Origin of the sequence: Massilia norwichensis (assembly GCF_024753245.1) — a bacterium.
In the GTDB taxonomy this organism is placed as follows: domain Bacteria; phylum Pseudomonadota; class Gammaproteobacteria; order Burkholderiales; family Burkholderiaceae_D; genus Telluria; species Telluria norwichensis.
In genome coordinates, this window is record NZ_JANUGX010000012.1 from 100,671 (window position 1) to 120,997 (window position 20,327).

Below are 20,327 nucleotides of genomic sequence, written 5' to 3' on the forward strand. Positions count from 1 at the left end.
GCCTCAACATGGCTGTGTCGTGCAATCAGGTCAGGATGAAGCTCAGCGGATACACGATCACGTGCAACAGCACCTGGGACACCGCAATGATGGGAATGATCCAGTAAATGTGCAGTTTCAGCAGGATCACGCCGAGCAGGATGAAGAAGCCGTAGGGCTCGATGCGCGCATACTTGTAGGCCAGCTTGTTCGGCAGCAGGCTGAAGACGATGCGGCCGCCATCCATCGGCGGAATCGGCAGCAGGTTAAAGGCCAGCAGCACCAGGTTGGTGATGACACCTGCTTTGGCGACCATGTTCGGGAAAGGTTCGCTGACGCCGAAGTATTGCAGGAACATGCCCAGCAGCAACCACATCAAAGCCATGCCGAAGTTGGCGGCCGTACCGGCCAGCGCCACGAAGGCCATGTCGCGCTTCGGCTTGCGCAGGCGGCCGTAGTCGATCGGCAGCGGCTTGGCGTAGCCGAAGGCAAAGCCCGTGGTCAGGTAGAGCAGCGCCGGCAGGATCACCGTGCCGAAAGGATCGATGTGGGCCAGCGGGTTGGTGGTGACACGACCGGCCGCGAAAGCGGTCATGTCGCCGAAGTATTTTGCGGCATACGCCTGGGCGGCGTTGTGCATCGTGATCGCAAAAAGAACGGGCAGCGCGTAGACTGCTAGGTTACGTATTTGTTCATCCATAAAAACGATTCTAACAGACGAACAGATGCCTGCCGAACTACAGGCGAAACTTCAGGCCGGGTTAGAGGCCGAATGCGCCTGGGTCGCCGCGGCCTTCGCGCAGCAGCACGGGCTCGGTGCCGGTGAGGTCGACGATGGTGGTCGGCTCGAGGGTACCGGCGCCGCCGTCGATCACCAGGTCGATCTGCTTGCCGAGGCGTTGCATCACCTCTTCCGGGTCGGACAGCATGTGGTCGTCGCCGGGCAGTTGCAGGGTGGTGCCGATCAGCGCCTCGCCCAGCTCCTCCAGCAGCGCCAGCAGGATCGCGTTCTCGGGCACGCGGATCCCGATGGTCTTGCGCGAAGGATGCGACAAGCGGCGCGGCACCTCGTGGGTGGCATCCAGGATCACGGTGTAAGGACCGGGCGTGACCGCCTTCAGCAGGCGGTACTGGCGGTTGTCGACGCGCGCGTAGGTCGAAATCTCGGACAGGTCGCGCACCAGCAGGGTCAGGTGGTGCTTCTCGTCGACGCCGCGCAGCCGGCGCAGCTTCTCGACGGCCGCCTTGTCGTCGAGGCGGCAGACCAGGGCATAGGCGGAGTCGGTGGGCACCGCGACGATGCCGCCCGACTGGATGATCTGCGCGGCCTGGCGGACCAGGCGCGGTTGCGGGTTTTCGTGGTGGATTTCGAAGTATTGGGTCATCGGCTACCTTTACTTGGAACCAGTCAGAACCAGTCGTGCCACACCGGCGTCAGTCCCGCGGGCAGCGGCGGCAGTTTGTCGAACTCCACCCTCGCCTCGCCCGGCGCGTGGAAATCGGTGCCGCGCGAGGCCAGGAAACCGTAGCGGCGCGCCACCTCGGCATAGGTCTCGTACTGGTCCGGCGTGTGGCTGCCGGTGACGACCTCGATGGCATTGCCGCCCAGCTGCTTGAATTCGTCGAGCATCGCGCCTTCGGCCACCGGCGTGAAACGGTAGCGGCCCGGATGGGCGATCACGGGAATGCCGCCGGCCTGGCGGATCCAGCCGACCGCTTCGGCCAGCGTGGCCCAGCGGTGCGGCACATAGCCCGGCTTGCCCTCGGTCAGGTATTTGCGGAACACCTCGGACGTGCTGCCGCAGGCGCCGATCTCGACCAGATAGCGGGCGAAATGGGTGCGCGACAGCAGGTCCGGGTTGCCGACGTATTTGAGTGCGCCTTCGTAGGCGCCGGGGATGCCGGCGCGCTCCAGCTGGGCGCCGATCTCGCGTCCGCGCGCATCGCGTCCGTTGCGGGTAGCGGCCAGGCCCTGCGTCAGCACGGGTTCGTCCTCGTTCACCTGCAGGCCGACCACGTGCACGGTCTCGCCGCCCCAGGTCACGGAAATCTCGACGCCCGGCACGAAGCGCATGCCGAGGTCCAGCGCCGCCTGGCGCGCGGCCTTGATGCCCTTCAGCTCGTCGTGGTCGGTCAGCGCCCAGGCGTCGACCCCACCCTTGCGGGCATAGGCCGCCACGGCAGCGGGTGCGAGGACGCCGTCGGAGACGTTGGAATGGCAGTGGAGATCGACTTTCAGCATGGTGTCATTGTACCCGGATCGATCCGAACGCGACGGCCGGCGTGGGCACGGGGTGCCCACCCTACATGTCTCGTAGGGTGGGCTCCCCGAGCCCACGTATCACATCACTCAGCCAAAAACGCCTCGATCATCCGCGCCAGCATTTCCGGCTGGTCATGATGCAGCATATGCCCGGCCTCCGGCATCATCTTCGGCGTCACCTTGGCCAGGCAAGCCATGCGCCGCTCGACCTCGTGGCGCGCCTCTTCCTTCGGCCCCATCCACAGCCACATATTGGTGTGCTCGGCCTCGACCCACAGCACCGGCGCGGTGATGCGGCGCCAGCAGGCCAGCACTTCATCCACGTGGTACAGCAGTGGACCGTGCATCTTGTGCGCCGGGTCGCCCAGGATTTCCCACTGGCCATCGGCGTTCTGCGCGGCCCAGTGCTGGGCCAGGTAGGCGGCGCGTGCGGCCGGCAGGCGCGGGTTGGTCTTCTGCAGGCGCTGCGCCACTTCGTCCAGGCTGGCATAGGGGCGCATGGCGGGCGGCGCTTTCAGCTCGTCGAGCCACTTGGCGTAGCGGCCCGGCGCCTGTTCCGGCCGGGTGGGCGCCAGGCCGAAGCCTTCCAAGTTGATCAGGCGCTTGATGCGCGCCGGGCAGATGCCGGCATACACGCTGGCGATGTTGCCGCCCATGCTGTGGCCCAGCAGGTCGACGGCCTCGCCCGGCGCGTAATGATCGAGGATGGCATCGAGGTCGGCAAAGTAGTCGGGGAACCAGTAGGTGTCCGTGCCCGGACGCTCGGTCAGGCCGAAGCCGCGCCAGTCGTGGGCGATCACGTGCCAGTCGCCCTCCAGCGCATCGACCACGAACTGGAAGGACGCCGACATGTCCATCCAGCCGTGCGCCATGAAGAGCTTGGGTGCGCCTTCGCGGCCCCAGTGCCGGACGTGGGTGCGCAGACCGCGGATGGTAAGGAATTCGGAACGGGATGGCTTCATGGCTTGTGCGGGATAAGATGTGAAAATAGAACGACCGTTCGCATTATAGGCACAAAGCTTGATTTCCCGCTCGCCGGCCCCATCTCAGCCGCTTGTCGGACGACAGCTGGCGCGAGGGCGTAAAATAGCGCCAATAACAACCTAAACTTTCGCGAGCACATCCATGGCAATTTACCAGCTGGGCGAGCATGCGCCCGAGATCGACGCCTCGGCCTACGTGGCCGATTCCGCCAACCTGATCGGCAAGGTGACCCTTGAAGCCAAGGCTTCGGTCTGGGACGGCGTGACGATCCGCGGCGACAACGAGCGCATCACGGTCGGCGAAAACAGCAATGTGCAGGAAGGCACGGTGATGCACACCGACATGGGCTTCCCGCTGGTGATCGGCAAGAACGTCACCATCGGCCACCAGGCCATGCTGCACGGCTGTACCGTCGGCGACGGCTCGCTGATCGGCATCCAGGCCGTGGTGCTGAACGGCGCCAGGATCGGCAAGGGTTGCCTGGTCGGCGCCGGCGCCCTGGTGACCGAGGGGAAGGAATTCCCGGATCACTCGCTGATCATCGGCAGCCCGGCCAAGGTAGTGCGTACCCTCACGGAAGAAGACCTGCTCCGCCTGCAAGGCAATGCCGCCAGCTATGTCGAGCGCGGCCAGCGCTTCAAGGCGGAACTCAAGAAAATCGGATAAAGAATGACGACTGATACCAGCAAGGACATCCTGCAAAAATTCATCTTCGACAACGCTGCCGTGCGCGGCGAGCTGGTCGAGATTTCCAACGCCTGGCGTGAGATCCAGTCGCGCCACGACTACCCAAAGGCAGTGAAGGGCTTGCTGGGCGAAATGGTTGCCGCCGCGGCGCTGCTGTCGGCCAACCTGAAGTTCAACGGCTCGATCGTGATGCAGATCTTCGGCGACGGCCCGGTCAAGCTGCTGGTGGTCGAGTGCGACGCCGAGCTGCACCTGCGCGCCACCGCCAAGCTGAGCCCGGGCGCCACGGTGCCGGACGACGCCTCGATGGCCCAGCTGCTGAACGTGGGCGGCCAGGGCCGCTTCGTGATCACCCTCGATCCGAAGGACAAGGTGCCGGGCCAGCAGCCTTACCAGGGCGTGGTGCCGCTGGTCGGCGAGGACGTGGCCACCGTGATCGAGAACTACATGCTGCGCTCGGAACAGATGGACACCAAGCTGTGGCTGGCGGCCGACGACAATGTCGCGCGCGGCCTGCTGCTGCAAAAGCTGCCGCGCAACAGCAACATCGAAGGCCAGGTCGCCCAGGCCACCGAAGAGGAAGACATCGAGACCTGGAACCGCGCGCTGGCGCTGGGCGGCACCCTGCAGCAGAAGGAACTGCTGGAGGCCGACGTGGCAACGCTGCTCAAGCGCCTGTTCTGGGAAGAGACGATCCGCGTGTTCGATCCGCTGCACCCGGAATTCCATTGCACCTGCTCGCGCGAGAAGGTCGGCAACATGCTGAAGATGCTGGGTCGCGAAGAAGTCGATTCCGCGCTGCACGACCTCGGCCAGCTGGCGATCAACTGCGACTTCTGCGGCAAGCACTACGAGTTCGACGCGGTCGACTGCGCCCAGCTGTTCGCCGCCGACACCACCGCCGACGCGATTGCGCCGGCGTCCGATGTGAAGCACTAACCACAAGGTCCGCATGCGCGACACGCCCCGCTCCGCCTTCCCGCACTTTTGCGAGATCGCTACCCGCTGGATGGACAACGACGTCTACGGCCACGTCAACAACGTCCATTACTACAGCTACTTCGATACGGCGGTGAACCGCTTCCTGATCGAGCGGGGCGTGCTCGACATCCACGGCGGCAAGACGGTCGGTTTCGTGGTCGAGACCGGCTGTTCCTACTTCCGCTCGATCGCCTTCCCGGACACCGTGCACGTGGGTGTGCGCGTGGCCAAGCTGGGCAATTCCAGCGTGCGCTACGAGATCGGGCTGTACCGCAACGACGACGAGATGCCGGCAGCGGCCGGGCATTTCGTACACGTTTATGTGGATCGCGAATCGAATCGGCCGGTGCCGATTCCCGACGACACCCGGGCGCTGCTGGCGACGCTGTCGTAGGGTGGGCTCCCTGAGCCCACGCGTGGGCGGGGGCCGCCCACCCTACGCATGCATATCCATTTGTTGTTGATCTGACATAGTCATACTCGGCATACTCGGCGGTATCTCCCTTCCGCCGAGGTCTTCATGCGCCGTGCCCTTCTCTCCGCCCTGCTCGCTTGCCTGTCGATGTGCGCCCAGGCCGCCGTCACCAATATCGACGTTGGCACCCCGCTGCCGCGCTTCAACTTGCTCAAGCCAGGCACCCACCACTACCTGCGCTATTTCCGCACCACCGACGGCGCCAATATTCCGCTCGACATCTGGGCGCGTGAAGTGCGCTTCGAACAACGCGAAGGCAGGCAGCAGATGCACATCGTGCAGCGCTGGGATGGCGCGATGGCCTCGCCCACCTCACCCGGTTCGGTCAAGCGCCTCGACTCCTGGTTCGAGACCGCCACCTTCCGCCCGTTGAGCCATGTGCGCATCACCGAAAGGGATGGCAAAAAGCTGGTCGAAGGCGTGGTATTCAGCAAAGAAGGCGTGAGCGGCATGCCGGAACTGGCCGATAACGCCCTGAAAACGCTAGCGATCGCGTCGGGCGAGCCGACCTTCAACTTCGAGACCGACATCGAATTCCTGCAGGCGCTGCCGCTGGCCGCAGGCTATGAAGCCAGCATCAACTTCTACCATGCCGGCGGTCCGGCGCCGAAGCGCTATCAGTTTAAAGTCAGCGGTTCGGAAACCATCGCCGGCCCGGCCGGTCAAGTCGACTGCTGGGTCGTCACGACCGATTACGGCACGCCCGGCGCGGAGGCGAAGTTCTGGTTTGCCAAGGGCACGCAGTTGATGCTGCGCCAGGAAAGCGCGCCGCGCGACGGCAAGGTGCTGGTCAAGACCCTGATCGACTAGCTGGCGCAGGCAAGTCCACAGGCGCAGGATGCCGGACAAAATGTTTCGCAGACTTCTTTGAACTGCAACAAAGCGGAGCTATGCGAAGAAGCGCTGTCGGAATACGCTGAATCGATGTCCTGCGCATGGCGTAGTTGATTAAGATCAATTGAATTTCATCAACCCCGCGCTCCAATGACGGCCAGTGCACAAATGCGTGCACGCGGTGCCGGGACAATGTCGCTTTTACACAAAAGGCGCCATTTCCCGGTCAGTCCAAATCCGTCGCTTGGAGATCAGAAATGAACGAACATGTTTTACCCCGCAAGGTCGTCGCCCGTTATGCAATCGCTACCATCGGCTCGCGCACCAGTCGCGGCGACCAGGTCGTGCTGGCATCGAACGATCCCTGCGCGGACGATTACCGGATTGCCTGCGTGGGCGACCGCGTGCGCTACCCGGACGGCAGCGAAAGCGTGATCACCTCGGGGGCCGGCCATGCGTCGACCATCGGCAACCGCCCGATCGCGCTGGTCGGCAGCCACGTTGCCAACGGCGACCGCATCGTCATGCGTGCGCAGAGCATGGGCGAGATCGTGGTGCTCGAAGGCGAACCCGTGCTGGGCCTGCTCGAGCCAGGCTACATGCCGCCGCAACCGGGCGCCGCGCCCTGAACGGCGGCGTGCCTCAGCTGCGTGGGCAGGCTGCGGCCGCCAGGCGCGTGCCGGCCTGCAGCGCGGCATCGAAGGCGCCGGGCGCCAGTTCTTCGCCGAAGCGTTCGCGCAGTTGCTGTTCGCTCAGGGGATGATGCCGCGCCATATTGGACGCAATTGCATAAGTCATCGAAGCGGCCGGATCGCGCGCCACGATCTGGCCGGCATCATAGGCATTCGACAGCAGGCCAAGCGCGAACTGGTCGCACTGCGCCCCGGCCTGGCGCAGGTAGGCGACGGCCTGCTGCTTCCACTGCTGCACTTCCGGGTCGTCGGCGCGCGCGCCCAGGTCGACCGGCTTGCCGCCCGGCCCCTCCATATAAAAATCGATCATCGCCTCGCGCTGCCCGGCGTCGGCCAACTGGCCAAGGAAGCGCATGCGCTCCTGCAGCTGGGCCGGCGAGACGTTCGCACACAGCTTGTGCATGCGCTCGCGTTCGCGCCGGGTCTCCTTGAGTTCGTCCTCGCTGAAGAAATCGGGCAGCGGATCGTCGGCCGCGGCGCAGCCGGATGCGGCCTGGTACGCCTCGTAGGCCGCCTTCAGGTCGCCGGTGCGGGCACGCGCGGCGCGTTCGCTAATGTAGGTGGCGGCATCCTGGCCGCCGAAATCGACGGGACGGCCGTTGCGGCCGTAGAACACCTTCGGGGGCGCGGCAACGAAGTCTTCCTTCGACGCCGATGCCGACGTCGCGAGCATGCCCGGATCCATCCAGCTCCCCCGTGCCGGTGTGCTGTGCGCGGCCGGTGCCGGCGTTGCGGCGGACAGCTCGGGCTCGGCACCTGGGCGCAGGGCGAGCACGGCGGCGAGGCCGGCGCCGGCGGCGAGGAGGATGGCAAGGGTTCGGGTCTGCATCGTCGTATCCTAGCAGCACTGGGCATAAAGCACTGCGGCGGCTGCGGCGCAGTGCTTCCCAGGCTGGCTTAGTTCCACAGATAACAATAAGCCTGGCTGCGTTCCAGGTTGGCGCTGACGCTGCCGCTCGAGGATACGGTCTTCAGGAAACCGTTCGGGGCCGAGGTGGTCGGGGTGGCGTTGCAGTTGTTGTGCACCCAGTGGATGCCGCTGCCGTCCGAGTACTTCTGGCCGCAGGCTTCGACGCGCTTGCCGGCGGTCAGGGCTGCCAGCGAGGGCGGCATCGAGGTCGAGTTCTTCACGTAGTCGCTGGCATAGACATTGTCCATCGCGACCTGGTAGGAACGGCCGTCCTGGTCGGCCTTGATATACATGATGGTGTGCGAAACCTGCACGCCCTGGATGGTCTGGGTGGCGGCCTGGAATTTTGCGCTGGTGGTGATGGTGCCGGTCAGGTAGGTACCCTTGTTGGTGGCGCAGGTGGTGGCGTCGGTGGCGAAGGCGCACAGCGGCGCGAACAGCAAGATCGCGAGCAGGTTCTTTTTCATTTTTCCGTTTCCAATATGTCGTTATACGTGTGAATCCCCGCTCGATGGCGGGTGCCGCCCTTCCTGCCCAAACCGCACAACACAGAAAAGACTGCCAGGAATTCTATTCCTGCTCAGCAGTATGAAGACACATTGTTACAAAATTATTATGAAACCGCGCCTGCTATAAACCATAGTCGCGCCGATCGACGAAAGTCACCGAGATGTCACGGCATATGCAGGTCGATGACCTTCATGATCGCCAGCGTGGTGTCGAGGCTCATTTCGCCGGCCAGCATGGCATCCGCCAACTGGGCGCGCGGCAGGCTGGCGGCGGCCGCGAGAAGCGGCAGGCCGTCGGAGCGCGCGACCGTCGCCAGGGCCGCGGTCATGGCCTCGGCATTGCCGCTCTCGAAGGCGGCCGCCAGGTAGGCGGCAACGGCTTCGAGCGTGTTCAGTTCCTCGTTCATGCTCAGTCCTCGGGCGGCTTCTGGTTCGCCTTGGCGCTCTTGGGGTCGCGCGGCGGCGGTGGCGGGGTCATCATGACGGCCGGCTTCTCGTCCTTGCGCAGCACCTGCACGAAGATCTCGTTCTGCTTGATCATGCCGAGTTCGTAGCGGGCTCGCTCCTCGACGGCTTCGGTGCCGTCGCGCAGGTCGCGCACCTCGGACTCGAGCTTGGCATTGCGTGCCTTCAGCTGGTCGGTGCGGGCGTGGCTGACGGCCAGTTGCCGCTCCAGTTCGCCGACGTCGAGCCAGCCCCCTTTCCCCAGCCACAGCGGGTACTGGATCAGCAGCAGCAAAGCGGCGAGAGCGAGGGTGATGAGACGCATGGTGAATATGGTGTAAAAAATCGGGAGACAATCCGACCGGCCGTGGCCGTGCGGAATTGACTCCCGAATTTTGGGTACTACATAAAATATTACTTCAGGTTGTAGAACGCGTCACGGCCCGGGTAGCTGGCGATATCGCCCAGGTCTTCCTCGATGCGCAGCAACTGGTTGTACTTGGCCATGCGGTCCGAACGCGACATCGAGCCGGTCTTGATCTGCAGGGCGTTCAGGCCCACGGCGATGTCGGCGATGGTCGAGTCTTCGGTTTCGCCCGAGCGGTGCGAGATCACGGCGGTGTAGCCGGCGCGCTTGGCCATCTCGATGGCGGCGAAGGTCTCGGTCAGGGTGCCGATCTGGTTGATCTTGATCAGGATCGAGTTGGCGATGCCCTTCTGGATGCCCTCTTTCAGGATCTTGGTGTTGGTGACGTACAGATCGTCGCCCACCAGCTGCACGCGCTTGCCCAGACGGTCGGTCAGGATCTTCCAGCCGTCCCAGTCGCCTTCGGCCATCGCGTCCTCGATCGAGATGATCGGGTACTTGTCGCACCAGGTTTCGAGGATGTTGGTGAAGTCGGTGGCCGACAGCTGCAGGCCGCCTTCGCCTTCCAGCACGTACTGGCCGTTCTTGTAGAACTCGCTGGCGGCGCAGTCCAGGCCGATCGCGATCTGGGTGCCCGGCTCGTAGCCTGCCTGCTCGATCGCCTGCATGATCAGCTTGATCGCTTCTTCATGGTTGGCCACGGAAGGTGCGAAACCGCCTTCGTCGCCGACGGCGGTGTTCAGGCCCTTCGAGTGCAGGATCTTCTTGAGGGTGTGGAACACCTCGGCGCCGTAGCGGATCGCTTCCTTGAAGGACGGCGCGCCGACCGGGATGATCATGAATTCCTGGATGTCCAGGTTGTTGTCGGCGTGCGCGCCGCCGTTGATGACGTTCATCATCGGCACCGGCATCTGCATCGCGCCCGAACCGCCGAAGTAGCGGTACAGCGGCAGGCCGGCTTCTTCGGCGGCGGCCTTGGCCACGGCCATGGAGACGGCCAGCATCGCGTTCGCGCCCAGGCGGCTCTTGTTCTCGGTGCCGTCCAGGTCGATCAGGGTGCGGTCCAGGAATGCCTGTTCGTTGGCGTCCAGGCCCATGATGGCTTCGCTGATTTCGGTGTTGATGTTCTCGCAGGCCTGCAGCACGCCCTTGCCGAAGTAACGCTTCGGATCGCCGTCGCGCAGTTCGATCGCTTCGCGCGAACCGGTCGAGGCGCCCGAAGGCACGGCAGCGCGGCCCATCACGCCAGATTCCAGCAGAACATCGCACTCGACGGTCGGATTGCCGCGCGAGTCGATGATTTCGCGGCCGATGATATCAACGATAGCACTCATGGTTTTTCAGTCTCCGGAAAGTAAAGAATTTAGCAGCGTCATTCCCGCGAAAGCGGGAATCCATACCGCGCCTGCTTCGGCCAGTCAGCATGGATTCCCGCTTCCGCGGGAATGACGGTTGAACGATTACTTGAAGTTGGATTCGATGAACCCAGCCTTCTTGACGATACGGTCGATATCGACCAGGGTCGTCAGCAGTTCCTTCATGCGGCCCAGCGGCACGGCGTTCGGGCCGTCCGACAGCGCGCAGGCCGGGTCCGGGTGGGTTTCCATGAACAGGCCCGACACGCCGGCGGCAACCGCCGCGCGCGCCAGCACCGGCACGTGTTCGCGCTGGCCGCCGGACGAGGTGCCCTGGCCGCCCGGCAGCTGCACCGAGTGGGTCGCGTCGAACACCACCGGGCAGTTCGATTCGCGCATGATGGCGAGCGAACGCATGTCCGACACCAGGTTGTTGTAGCCGAAGGAGGCGCCGCGTTCGCAGGCCATGAAGTTATCTTCCGGCAGGCCGGCTTCCTTCGCCGCGGCGCGCGCCTTGTCGATCACGTTCTTCATGTCGCCCGGCGCCAGGAACTGGCCCTTCTTGATGTTGACCGGCTTGCCCGAACGCGCGCAGGCGTTGATGAAGTCGGTCTGGCGGCACAGGAAGGCCGGGGTCTGCAGCACGTCGACCATGCTGGCGACCACCGGAATCATCTCTTCGTCATGCACGTCGGTCAGGACCGGCACGCCGATTTCCTTGCGCACGTCGGCCAGGATCTCCAGGCCCTTCTCCATGCCGGGGCCGCGGAAGGACTTGCCGGACGAGCGGTTGGCCTTGTCGAAGGACGATTTATAGATGAACGGAATGCCCAGCGCGCCGGTGATTTCCTTCAGCTGGCCGGCGACGTCCATCGCCATCTGGCGCGATTCGATCACGCAGGTACCGGCGATCAGGAAGATAGGCTGGTCGAGGCCGACTTCGAATCCACAGAGCTTCATGCCACTTCTCCTTGCACGGCCGCGAGGTTGCTGTCCTTCGCGGCCTGTTTGTTTTCTGCCTGGTGAGCCAGGGCTCCCTTGATGAACGCCGTGAACAGCGGGTGGCCGTTACGCGGGGTCGACTTGAACTCCGGGTGGAATTGCACGCCGATGTAGAACGGGTGCACGTCGCGCGGCAGCTCCATGATTTCCAGCAGGTCTTCGTTCGGCGTACGGGCCGACACCACCAGACCGGCCGCTTCGATCTTCGGCAGGTAGTAGTTGTTGCCTTCGTAGCGGTGACGGTGACGCTCGGTCACGACGTTGCCGTAGATCTCGGCCGCCAGCGTGCCCGGATTCACCGCGCAGGTCTGGGCGCCCAGGCGCATGGTGCCGCCCAGGTCCGAGTTCAGGTCGCGCTTCTCGACCTTGCCGTCGTGGTTCTGCCACTCGGTGATCAGGGCGACGACCGGCTGGTCGGTTTCCGGATCGAACTCGGTGGAGTTGGCGTTCGGCAGGCCGGCCATGTGGCGCGCGTATTCGATCAGCGCCACCTGCATGCCCAGGCAGATGCCCAGGTAAGGGATCTTGTTCTCGCGGGCATAGCGCGCGGCCATGATCTTGCCTTCCACGCCGCGCTTGCCGAAGCCGCCCGGCACCAGGATCGCGTCGAACTTGGCCAGGTGGGCGCAACCGGTGCTCTCGATCTCTTCCGAGTCGATGTACTCGATGTTGACGCGGCTTTCGGTGTGGATGCCGGCGTGGCGCAGCGCCTCGGTCAGCGATTTGTAGGATTCGATCAGGTCGACGTACTTGCCGACCATGCCGATGGTCACTTCGTGCTTCGGGTTCTCCAGCGTGTGGATCAGTTTGGTCCACATCGACAGGTCGGCCGGCGGCGCTTCCAGGCCCAGGGCTTCGAGGATGATGTCGTCCAGGCCCTGGTCGCACAGCACCTGCGGCACCTTGTAGATGGTGTCGACGTCCCACACCGAAATCACGGCCTGCTCTTCGACGTTGGCGAACAGCGAGATCTTGGCGCGTTCGTCGTCCGGGATGCGGCGGTCGGCGCGGCACAGCAGCGCATTCGGCGAAATGCCGATCTCGCGCAGCTTCTGCACCGAGTGCTGGGTCGGTTTGGTCTTGAGTTCGCCGGCAGACGAGATGTAAGGCACCAGGGTCAGGTGGACGAAAGCGGCGCCCTTGCGTCCCTGGCGCAGCGACAGCTGGCGCGCGGCTTCGAGGAAGGGCAGCGATTCGATGTCGCCGACGGTGCCGCCGATCTCGACCAGCGCCACGTCGACGCCTTCGGCGCCGCGGCGGATGTAGTCCTGGATCTCATTGGTGATGTGCGGGATCACCTGCACGGTCTTGCCGAGGTACTCGCCGCGGCGTTCCTTGCGGATCACCGATTCGTAGATCTGGCCGGTGGTGAAGTTGTTCACCTTGCGCATGCGGGTGCTGATGAAGCGCTCGTAGTGGCCGAGGTCGAGGTCGGTCTCAGCGCCGTCGTCGGTAACGAAGACTTCACCGTGCTGGGTCGGGCTCATGGTACCCGGATCGACGTTGATGTACGGGTCGAGCTTGAGCATGGTGACTTTGAGACCGCGCGATTCGAGGATCGCAGCGAGGGAAGCGGCCGCGATTCCCTTGCCGAGGGAAGACACGACGCCGCCAGTGACGAATACGAATTTGGTCATTGTGCTGAAGGTGCCGAACGGCACGCGCGGGAAATTGAAATTATACCTTAAAAGCTGCAAATACTTCCTCGTTACAACTTGGCAACGGCCTCCGGCAGCGCACGAGAGCGTCGCTTCGACGCCATGGCGTGGCGCATTCGACTCAGCCGGCATCAAGCCGTCTTGCAAAAATTGCCAAGACAGGAAAGCTGTGCTTACACTGGCATCTTTCCTTCAAGCCAACATCGAGCCACCCATGATCGAGCATGAACAGGCAGCCGACACCGCCGTGCTGCCGGACGCCGCACTGCCTGCCGCCGAAGCTGCCGACCTCGGCACGCCGGCGCCCCTGCGCTTCGGCTTCAGCGGCAGCGGCGCCGAATATTTCCGCATCTGGATCGTCAACCTGCTCCTGAGCGTGGCCACGCTCGGCATCTACTCGGCCTGGGCCAAAACCCGCCGGCTCCAGTATTTTTACCGGAACACCGAGCTGGCCGGCGCCAGCTTCGACTTCCGCGGCGATCCGAAAGCGATCCTGCGCGGCCGGCTGCTGGCGGTGGTCCTGCTGGCGGCCTACCACTATGCCTTCGGCTTCTCGGCAATGGCCGGCGCGATCACGGTGGCGGTGCTGGTGGCGGGCCTGCCCTTCATGATGCGTTCCGCGCTGCGCTTCCGGCTCTCGAACACCTGGTACCGCGGCCTGCCCTTCGGCTTTGCCGGCGGCACCGGCGCCGCCTACCGCGTCTACGCGCTGCCGATCGCCACCTTCATCCTGCCGGGCGCGCTGATCGCACTGATGCCGGACACGCCGATCGTGCGCGCCATCTTCCTGCTCTACCTGGGCTGGCCGCTGATGCACGGGGCGATGAAGGTCTACCAGCACGGCAACCTGATGTATGGCAACCAGCGTGCCGCATTCGGCGCCGGCATCGGCGAGCTGGCGACGCCCTACGTGGTGACCTTCGTGGCGGGCATCGTCTTTGCCGTGCTCTACGGCATCGTCGTCTACGTGGCGACGTCGACCTCCGTTGCCGGCCCCGGCAAGATCGCCGGCCCGGTGATGATCGTCGTTGCCGTGCTGCTGCTCTACCTGTACTTCATCCTGGCCGCCCTGTTCGTCATGGTGCGGATGAACAATATGGCGTGGTCGGATACCGGCTTTCCCGGCGTGCGCATCGTTTCCTCGATGCGGCTGCGCAGCTACTTCGGCCTGCAGGCCGTCAATGTCCTGCTGACGATCCTGACCCTGGGCCTGTACCGTCCCTTCGCCGCGGTGCGCACCTGGCGCTACCGCCTCGCCCATGCGCATGTCGAGGCGCCCGACGGCTTCGAAGCCGCGACCGGCCAGGCCGGCCGGCGCAGCGCATCGGCGGCCGGCGACGGCAGCGCCGAATTCCTCGGCCTCGATCTTTCCTGGTAACGCCCATGATCACCGCCCACTATTTCGACGGCCGCAGCGCGCGCCTGCATCCGGTCCAACTGAACGTCGAGGCCGACAAGCTGCTGGTCAGCGCGCCCAGCTTCGAACGCAGCTATCCGGTCGCCGCGGTGGCGCTGGCCGAACCCTTTGCCGCCGCGCCCGCCATGCTGCGCTTTGCCGACGGCGCCAGCTGCGAAGTCAGCGCCACAGACCGCCGCCAGTTGCTCGATGCACTCGGCTACCGCAAGAGCGCGGTGGAGCGCTGGCAGGGCCGCTGGCCGGCCGTGCTGCTGGCGCTGGCGCTGCTGGTCGCGCTGCTGGCCCTGCTCTACTTCCGGGGCCTGCCGGCCCTCGCCGAGCGCATCGCCACCGCACTGCCGCCATCGGTCGACACCCGGCTCGGCCGCGCTGCCTTGTCCAGCCTGGAGCGGCACGGTGTACTGGAACCCTCGCGCCTGAGCGATCAGCGCATCGCCGAAGTGGAAGCCCTGCTGCCGGGCATGCTGCCGGCCCATCCGCGCGTGCCGATCCTTCTGTTGGTGCGCAATTCGCCCAAACTGGGCGCGAATGCGATGGCCCTGCCGGACGGCACGATCGTCGTCACCGACAAGATGGTGCGCCTGGTGCAGACCAAGGACAACCAGCTCAACGAAGAAGGCAAGGCGGCGCTGTCCGCCGTGCTCGCGCACGAGGTCGGGCACATCGAACACCGCCATGCCACGCGTGCCATGACCGGTTCCTCGCTGATGGCGGCGTTGTCGGCGGCGCTGTTCGGCGACTTCAGCGCGGTGGCGGCCGGCGTGCCGGCGGTGCTGACGCAGATGCAGTATTCGCGCGCCATGGAACTGGATGCCGACGACTACGCGGTGGCCCAGCTACGCCGCCATGGCCATTCGCCCGCCGCCTTCATCGAGGCACTCGAAGCCCTGGAAAGCCAGGCGCCCAACGAGTCCTCGACGCCGCGCTGGCTGAAGACCACGATGAGCTATATGTCGACCCATCCGGACACGGCCGAGCGCATCGAGCGCCTGGAATCGCTGGGGGGCCCTGAGGATTAGCAGGCCAGGCCGAGCTCGCTGCTCGGTGCCCGCATCTGGCGGCCCGCCTTGTCCGCCCGCCGCGCCAGGCTCTGCAGGTCGAGCGGCCGCGTGAGCCGGTGGCGTGCCAGTGCGGCGCCGCCCAGCGCGACCGCGTTGGCGCCGAAGCGCGAGGTGCGAATCGCCGGTGCGCTCAGCATCGCGGCATCCGCATACTCGCCCAGCACCCGCCGCGCCGGCTCGATCAGCGTTTCGCCCAGCCGCAGCGCGGGCCCGCCGATCACGATCGCCATCGGGTCGAAAGCGGCCCACAAATTGTTCAGCAAGACGCCAAGCTGGCCCCCGGCCGCGGTCACCGCCGCGCAGGTCTGGCACTGGCCCTGCGCCACCTTCTCGAACAGCCGCTCGAGCGCCGCGGGGCTTGGCTTTTCGCTGCCCAGCAAGGAACCCAGGCCGATCAGCGCATCCGCGCAGCCGCGCCGCCCGCACGAGCATACCGGCCCGTCGGCTTGCAGGATCGCGTGCCCGACCTCGCCCGCGAACCCGTTCAGGCCGGTGAGCAGACTGTCGCCGACGATCACGCCGGCGCCCACGCCATAGCCGATCGACAAATAGACCAGCGGATCGGTACCCGACTGTCCGGTGAATTCGAATTCGGCCAGCGCCGCGACGTTCGCCTCGTTCTGCATGTACAGCGGCAGCCCCTCGAGCGGGGTGCCGGCGAAGTGCGACCACATTTGGGTGCCGACGTCGACGTTGCGCCAGCCCAGGTGGGGCGCGTAGCGCAAGACCCCGAGCGTTTCGTCGACCCCGCCATGCAGGCCGACGCCGATGCCCAGCACCCGGCGCGCACCGAGCGCGCCCGTGGCACGTCCCAGCCGGCGCGCCAGGCGGACCAGGGCGGCAGCGGCCAGCTTGATGCACGATGCCGGATCGCGCGCATCGTCGTAGGCGACCACGCGCGTATCGAGCACCTCGCCCAGCAGGTTGGTGGCGACCACGCGCGCTTCATCCACGCCGATCTCGGCGCCGAGCAGGGCCAGCCGGTCGGGATCGAGGTGCAGCGGCGTCGCCCGGCGCCCCACTTCGCCGGTTGCGATCAGCTCGCTCTCGCTCAACCAGCCTTCGTCCATCAGGTCGCGCACCAGCATGGTGACCGTCGACTTGGTCAAGCCCAACACCTCCGCCAGCGAGGCGCGCGACAGCCCGGGCTGCGTGCTGACCTGCCGCACCAGGGCCATCCGATTGAGTTGCTTCAGCAGTTGGTGGTCACCGGTGACTGGCATGGATGATAAGTGAGATAAGTGTGATGTTTATGCAACACCCGTACCGGCATTAGAGACAGCCCCAAGTCTGCATTGCCGGGTCAGAATGACAAGTATAACCCCCTCTTCCGCCGGGATGAGCGGCGCCGAAAAAACGCGAAGTCCTTGATTTTTCTATGAAATCGATTTCATGACCGCTCGGGGGTGCTTCGCCGCGCCTTATGCGGCATGGGTTTCCCGGGCGCCGCCGTGCATTTTCGGCCCTCGATTTCGTTTGTTCGACGAATTGACTAATTCAAACTTAACCATTAGCCTTCAGTCAATACAATTAAGTCCGAACAGCAATTTCCGACACAGATAACGGACGAAGCCCCACTACAAAATCACAAAAAGGTGCCTTGCGGCACCACCACCAGCGGCACGTTCCCGTCTGGGCGCGGCGCCATATTTGTAGACGAGAGGAGACATCGTGCTGCACAAAAAACGGAAGGCGAATTCGTTCCACCCAGACACCAGGCAAAGGCTGATCGCCCTGGCCGTCGCCAGCGCTTGCGCTACCCTGCTTGGCCAGGCACACGCGCAGGAAGCGAACACCGGGGCCGCTGCCAACGCGGCCGATCCCACCAACCCGAATACCGTGGTCGTGCAAGGTATCCGCGCCAGCATGCAGTCGACGCTGAACATGAAGCGCAACTCGGACGGCTTCGTCGACGGCATCGTCGCCGACGACATCGGCAAGTTCCCGGACACCAACCTGGCTGAAGCGCTGCAGCGCATCAGCGGCGTGTCGATCGACCGCAACCGCGGCGAAGGCGCCCTCGTCACCGTGCGCGGCGTCGGCCCCGACCTGAACCTGGTCCTGCTCAACGGCCGCCAGATGCCGACGGCGCGCCTGGGCGACCAGTCGGGCCGCGCATTCGATTTCAGCAACCTGGCCTCGGAATCCGTATCGCAGATCCAGGTGTACAAGAGCGTGCGCGCCGACGTCACCCCGGGCGGCATCGGCGCCAGCCTGAACATCCTGACGGGCCGTCCGCTCGACCTGGGCAACCAGGCCAGCTTCGGCGCCAAGGTGATGTACGACGAGTCCAACAACAACCTGCCGGGCGACGTCAAGGCCAAGCGCTCCACCACCCCGGAAGTGTCGGGCCTGTACAGCACCACCTGGCACGACGGCATGTTCGGCCTGGCCGCCACCGGCAGCTACCAGTCGCGCAACATGGGCATCAACACGGCCTCGGTCATCAACGGCTGGCTGGGCCCGCTGCGCGGCAATGCCACCAGCGGCGAAGGCCTGGTCACGCCGCCGGGCGACCCGAACTATGTGAACATCAAGAACCCGCCGGGCCCGAACGACCTGTACCTGACGCCGCAGAACATGTCGTACCGGATGAACGGCTACCAGCGCCAGCGCACCAACGGCCAGCTGACCTTCCAGTTCCGCCCGGTCAAGGACCTGACCACCACCCTGGACTACACCTACGCCGAGAACAAGATCCAGCAGCGCTACAGCGAACTGTCGGCCTGGTTCGGCCATAACACCGACATCCAGGGTGCCGAGTTCACCAAGGGCCCGCTCGCCTCGCCGCTGTACTACGAGGAACGCTATACCAGCCCGCAGGACATCTCGATGAACGGCGGCGACTCGGCCACCAAGTCGACCCTCAACTCGCTCGGCTTCAACGCCCAGTGGAAGGTGTCGCCGAGCCTGCGCCTGAACTTCGACGTCCACCATTCGGTGGCCGAAGCGAAGTCGGACAGCCCCTTCGGCATCAACAACGACCTGGGCACCGCCAGCTTCAGCCGCGGCACCACGCGCGCCGATTTCACCAACGAGATGCCGGTGATGTCGATCCAGGGCGCCGATTTCGTGGCGGCCCCGCACCAGGTCGCCGGCTCCTGGTTCCAGGACGGCGTCAACAAGATGAAGATCGACCAGATCCAGCTGGGCGGCCGCCTGTCGCTGTTCGAACGCTCGGGCCTGAACTTCGGCCTCGGCCACATCAAGAACGAAAACCATTCGGTCTTCCAGCAGGTGCAGCGCGATACCTGGGGCGGCACCGTGCCGCAGAACTCGGCCGCGTACGACCAGAGCCTGTGGCACCTGGACGACCTGCGCAAGTACTTCGGCAAGCTGGGCGGCGCGGACAACCCGAACCTGTTCACCCAGATCCACCCGTTCGACTTCGCCGCCGTGCGCAACGCCGCGATCGGCATCACCGGCGACCAGGCCGGCTATACCCCGAGCCTGTCCAACCCGGCGTTCGACCGCACCACCATCGAGAAGACCAGGTCGATCTACGCCCAGTTCAACACCGACTGGGACACCGCGCTGCCGATGCATACCGGGATCGGCTTCCGCTACGAGCAGACCCGGGTCGATTCGACCGGCCTGACCAAGGTCCCGACCGCCATCCGCTGGATCTCGGAGAACGAGTTCCCGGTCGACTTCGGCACCCAGGTCTACGAGACGCTGCACGGCAAGTACAACAACTTCCTGCCGAGCGTGGACTGGGACATGGACCTGCGCCCCGACCTGAAGATCCGCGCCAGCTATGGCGTGTCGATCGGCCGTGCGCGCTACGACCAGATCGCCGGCGGTTCCACCTATGGCACCACCGCCAGCGTCACCGGCGATACGGTCAGCCGCGGCAACCCGGCACTGGAGCCGGTCAAGTCGAAGAACCTGGACCTGTCCGCCGAGTGGTACTACAACAAGCAGAGCATGCTGTCGCTGGGGCTGTTCAACAAGAACCTGACCGATTACACCGGTTCGGCCGTGGTGAACGAGAACTCGCCGAACGCGCTGACGCCGGTCGGCGGCAAGTACTGGAACGCGGCGCTGGCATCCGGCTGCTCGGCATCGAACCGGATCTGCATCCGCAACTACATCCTGCACAACTTCGCCGGCCAGCCGGGCGTGACCTTCACCGGCGACAACTCGGTGGGCAATGCCCAGGGCACCATCACCGGCATCCCGGGCGATCCGGCGCTGCCCTACACGGTGTCGACCCTGGCCAACTCCGAGGGCGCCAACCTCAAGGGTGCGGAGGTGAACTGGCAGCACATGTTCGCCAACGGTTTCGGCTTCCAGGCCAACTACACCTACGTGAAGTCGGACCTGAAGTACGACAACCTGAGCCTGGGCAACCAGTTCGCGCTGGTCGGCCTGTCGAACTCCGCCAACCTGGTCGGCATCTACGAAGACCAGAACCTGTCGGTGCGCGCAGCCTACAACTGGCGCGGCGAGTTCCTGTCGTCGACCAGCGACAACAGCAAGCCGAACCCGAGCTATGTCGAGCCCTACGGCCAGCTGGACCTGTCGGTCGGCTACAATCTCAGCAAGAACCTGAGCCTGTCGCTGGAGGCGATCAACCTCACCGACGCGACCCAGCGCACCCACGGCCGTTCCGACATGCAGGTGCTGCAGGTGTCGACCGGCGGCCGCCGCTACATGGTGGGCGCACGCTACAAGTTCTAAGGCATGGCGCAGGCCGTCCCCCGGCG

20 protein-coding genes are annotated in these 20,327 nt (G+C 65.0%); 8 read left to right on the forward strand and 12 right to left on the reverse strand.

Going from position 1 to position 20,327, the window contains the following annotated elements:
* Positions 1-25: 25 nt before the first annotated feature.
* From NX782_RS12000 to NX782_RS12015, 4 genes are all read right to left on the reverse strand, one after another.
* A complete protein-coding gene (locus NX782_RS12000; RefSeq protein ID WP_258845699.1) occupies positions 26-679 on the reverse strand; it encodes a site-2 protease family protein in 654 nt (217 codons plus the stop codon).
* 61 nt (positions 680-740) lie between these two features.
* On the reverse strand, positions 741-1,364 hold the full coding sequence (locus tag NX782_RS12005; protein WP_258845700.1) for an L-threonylcarbamoyladenylate synthase: 624 nt from the start codon (positions 1,362-1,364) through the stop codon (positions 741-743).
* Positions 1,365-1,387: 23 nt separating this feature from the next.
* Positions 1,388-2,221, reverse strand: a complete 834-nt coding sequence (locus NX782_RS12010) for a 3',5'-nucleoside bisphosphate phosphatase (RefSeq protein WP_258845701.1) — start codon at positions 2,219-2,221, stop codon at positions 1,388-1,390.
* Positions 2,222-2,325: 104 nt separating this feature from the next.
* Entirely contained in the window at positions 2,326-3,204 is an 879-nt protein-coding gene (locus NX782_RS12015) for an alpha/beta fold hydrolase (protein ID WP_258845702.1), read from the reverse strand.
* Positions 3,205-3,367: 163 nt separating this feature from the next.
* Here NX782_RS12015 and NX782_RS12020 point away from each other — a divergent pair, with 163 nt between their 5' ends.
* From NX782_RS12020 to NX782_RS12040, 5 genes are all read left to right on the forward strand, one after another.
* Positions 3,368-3,892: a gamma carbonic anhydrase family protein gene (locus NX782_RS12020; RefSeq protein WP_258845703.1), complete on the forward strand. Its 525-nt coding sequence runs from the start codon at positions 3,368-3,370 to the stop codon at positions 3,890-3,892.
* A gap of 3 nt (positions 3,893-3,895) precedes the next feature.
* Positions 3,896-4,852, forward strand: coding sequence for an Hsp33 family molecular chaperone HslO (gene hslO / locus NX782_RS12025; RefSeq protein WP_258845704.1), 957 nt, complete (start codon positions 3,896-3,898; stop codon positions 4,850-4,852).
* Positions 4,853-4,865: 13 nt separating this feature from the next.
* Positions 4,866-5,288 carry an acyl-CoA thioesterase gene (locus tag NX782_RS12030; RefSeq protein ID WP_258845705.1) on the forward strand — a complete coding sequence of 141 codons (423 nt, stop codon included), beginning with the start codon at positions 4,866-4,868 and terminating at the stop codon, positions 5,286-5,288.
* Between the two features lie 126 nt (positions 5,289-5,414).
* Positions 5,415-6,179, forward strand: coding sequence for a DUF3108 domain-containing protein (locus NX782_RS12035; protein ID WP_258845706.1), 765 nt, complete (start codon positions 5,415-5,417; stop codon positions 6,177-6,179).
* Positions 6,180-6,460: 281 nt separating this feature from the next.
* Entirely contained in the window at positions 6,461-6,832 is a 372-nt protein-coding gene (locus NX782_RS12040; protein WP_258845707.1) for a PAAR domain-containing protein, read from the forward strand.
* A 13-nt stretch (positions 6,833-6,845) separates the two neighbouring features.
* Here NX782_RS12040 and NX782_RS12045 read toward each other — a convergent pair whose 3' ends face one another.
* From NX782_RS12045 to pyrG, 7 genes are all read right to left on the reverse strand, one after another.
* Positions 6,846-7,724 (reverse strand): hypothetical protein, encoded by an 879-nt coding sequence (locus tag NX782_RS12045; RefSeq protein ID WP_258845708.1) that lies wholly within the window; start codon positions 7,722-7,724, stop codon positions 6,846-6,848.
* Positions 7,725-7,792: 68 nt separating this feature from the next.
* Positions 7,793-8,272, reverse strand: a complete 480-nt coding sequence (locus NX782_RS12050; protein WP_258845709.1) for a hypothetical protein — start codon at positions 8,270-8,272, stop codon at positions 7,793-7,795.
* Positions 8,273-8,478: 206 nt separating this feature from the next.
* Positions 8,479-8,721, reverse strand: a complete 243-nt coding sequence (locus NX782_RS12055) for a hypothetical protein (protein WP_258845710.1) — start codon at positions 8,719-8,721, stop codon at positions 8,479-8,481.
* 2 nt (positions 8,722-8,723) lie between these two features.
* Positions 8,724-9,083 (reverse strand): cell division protein FtsB, encoded by a 360-nt coding sequence (ftsB, locus tag NX782_RS12060; RefSeq protein ID WP_258845711.1) that lies wholly within the window; start codon positions 9,081-9,083, stop codon positions 8,724-8,726.
* An 89-nt stretch (positions 9,084-9,172) separates the two neighbouring features.
* Positions 9,173-10,459, reverse strand: a complete 1,287-nt coding sequence (gene eno, locus NX782_RS12065) for a phosphopyruvate hydratase (RefSeq protein WP_258845712.1) — start codon at positions 10,457-10,459, stop codon at positions 9,173-9,175.
* Positions 10,460-10,585: 126 nt separating this feature from the next.
* Positions 10,586-11,440 carry a 3-deoxy-8-phosphooctulonate synthase gene (gene kdsA, locus NX782_RS12070; protein WP_258845713.1) on the reverse strand — a complete coding sequence of 285 codons (855 nt, stop codon included), beginning with the start codon at positions 11,438-11,440 and terminating at the stop codon, positions 10,586-10,588.
* A complete protein-coding gene (pyrG, locus tag NX782_RS12075) occupies positions 11,437-13,119 on the reverse strand; it encodes a CTP synthase (protein WP_258845714.1) in 1,683 nt (560 codons plus the stop codon). The genes kdsA and pyrG overlap by 4 nt, the downstream gene beginning before the upstream one ends.
* 235 nt (positions 13,120-13,354) lie before the next feature.
* On the opposite strand from pyrG, the gene NX782_RS12080 reads away from it, so the two are divergent.
* A complete protein-coding gene (locus NX782_RS12080) occupies positions 13,355-14,518 on the forward strand; it encodes a YjgN family protein (RefSeq protein WP_258845715.1) in 1,164 nt (387 codons plus the stop codon).
* Between the two features lie 5 nt (positions 14,519-14,523).
* The gene (locus tag NX782_RS12085) at positions 14,524-15,576 is read left to right on the forward strand and encodes a M48 family metallopeptidase (protein ID WP_258845716.1); all 1,053 of its coding nucleotides are present in this window, start codon (positions 14,524-14,526) and stop codon (positions 15,574-15,576) included.
* Here the strand turns inward: NX782_RS12085 and NX782_RS12090 are convergent.
* Entirely contained in the window at positions 15,573-16,841 is a 1,269-nt protein-coding gene (locus NX782_RS12090; protein WP_258845717.1) for an ROK family transcriptional regulator, read from the reverse strand. The genes NX782_RS12085 and NX782_RS12090 overlap by 4 nt on opposite strands.
* Positions 16,842-17,289: 448 nt before the next feature.
* Here NX782_RS12090 and NX782_RS12095 point away from each other — a divergent pair, with 448 nt between their 5' ends.
* Positions 17,290-20,301, forward strand: coding sequence for a TonB-dependent receptor (locus NX782_RS12095; protein ID WP_258845718.1), 3,012 nt, complete (start codon positions 17,290-17,292; stop codon positions 20,299-20,301).
* Positions 20,302-20,327 lie beyond the last annotated feature (26 nt).

Bases quoted from the DNA above. Each gene is read 5' to 3' on its own strand.
- eno (WP_258845712.1), bottom strand. From the start codon at position 10,459: ATGAGTGCTATCGTTGATATCATCGGCCGCGAAATCATCGACTCGCGC.
- ftsB (WP_258845711.1), bottom strand. From the start codon at position 9,083: ATGCGTCTCATCACCCTCGCTCTCGCCGCTTTGCTGCTGCTGATCCAG.
- NX782_RS12050 (WP_258845709.1), bottom strand. From the start codon at position 8,272: ATGAAAAAGAACCTGCTCGCGATCTTGCTGTTCGCGCCGCTGTGCGCC.
- NX782_RS12000 (WP_258845699.1), bottom strand. From the start codon at position 679: ATGGATGAACAAATACGTAACCTAGCAGTCTACGCGCTGCCCGTTCTT.
- NX782_RS12045 (WP_258845708.1), bottom strand. From the start codon at position 7,724: ATGCAGACCCGAACCCTTGCCATCCTCCTCGCCGCCGGCGCCGGCCTC.
- NX782_RS12055 (WP_258845710.1), bottom strand. From the start codon at position 8,721: ATGAACGAGGAACTGAACACGCTCGAAGCCGTTGCCGCCTACCTGGCG.
- NX782_RS12020 (WP_258845703.1), top strand. From the start codon at position 3,368: ATGGCAATTTACCAGCTGGGCGAGCATGCGCCCGAGATCGACGCCTCG.
- NX782_RS12090 (WP_258845717.1), bottom strand. From the start codon at position 16,841: ATGCCAGTCACCGGTGACCACCAACTGCTGAAGCAACTCAATCGGATG.
- NX782_RS12080 (WP_258845715.1), top strand. From the start codon at position 13,355: ATGATCGAGCATGAACAGGCAGCCGACACCGCCGTGCTGCCGGACGCC.
- NX782_RS12030 (WP_258845705.1), top strand. From the start codon at position 4,866: ATGCGCGACACGCCCCGCTCCGCCTTCCCGCACTTTTGCGAGATCGCT.
- NX782_RS12010 (WP_258845701.1), bottom strand. From the start codon at position 2,221: ATGCTGAAAGTCGATCTCCACTGCCATTCCAACGTCTCCGACGGCGTC.
- NX782_RS12035 (WP_258845706.1), top strand. From the start codon at position 5,415: ATGCGCCGTGCCCTTCTCTCCGCCCTGCTCGCTTGCCTGTCGATGTGC.
- NX782_RS12040 (WP_258845707.1), top strand. From the start codon at position 6,461: ATGAACGAACATGTTTTACCCCGCAAGGTCGTCGCCCGTTATGCAATC.
- kdsA (WP_258845713.1), bottom strand. From the start codon at position 11,440: ATGAAGCTCTGTGGATTCGAAGTCGGCCTCGACCAGCCTATCTTCCTG.
- NX782_RS12015 (WP_258845702.1), bottom strand. From the start codon at position 3,204: ATGAAGCCATCCCGTTCCGAATTCCTTACCATCCGCGGTCTGCGCACC.
- pyrG (WP_258845714.1), bottom strand. From the start codon at position 13,119: ATGACCAAATTCGTATTCGTCACTGGCGGCGTCGTGTCTTCCCTCGGC.
- NX782_RS12085 (WP_258845716.1), top strand. From the start codon at position 14,524: ATGATCACCGCCCACTATTTCGACGGCCGCAGCGCGCGCCTGCATCCG.
- NX782_RS12005 (WP_258845700.1), bottom strand. From the start codon at position 1,364: ATGACCCAATACTTCGAAATCCACCACGAAAACCCGCAACCGCGCCTG.
- hslO (WP_258845704.1), top strand. From the start codon at position 3,896: ATGACGACTGATACCAGCAAGGACATCCTGCAAAAATTCATCTTCGAC.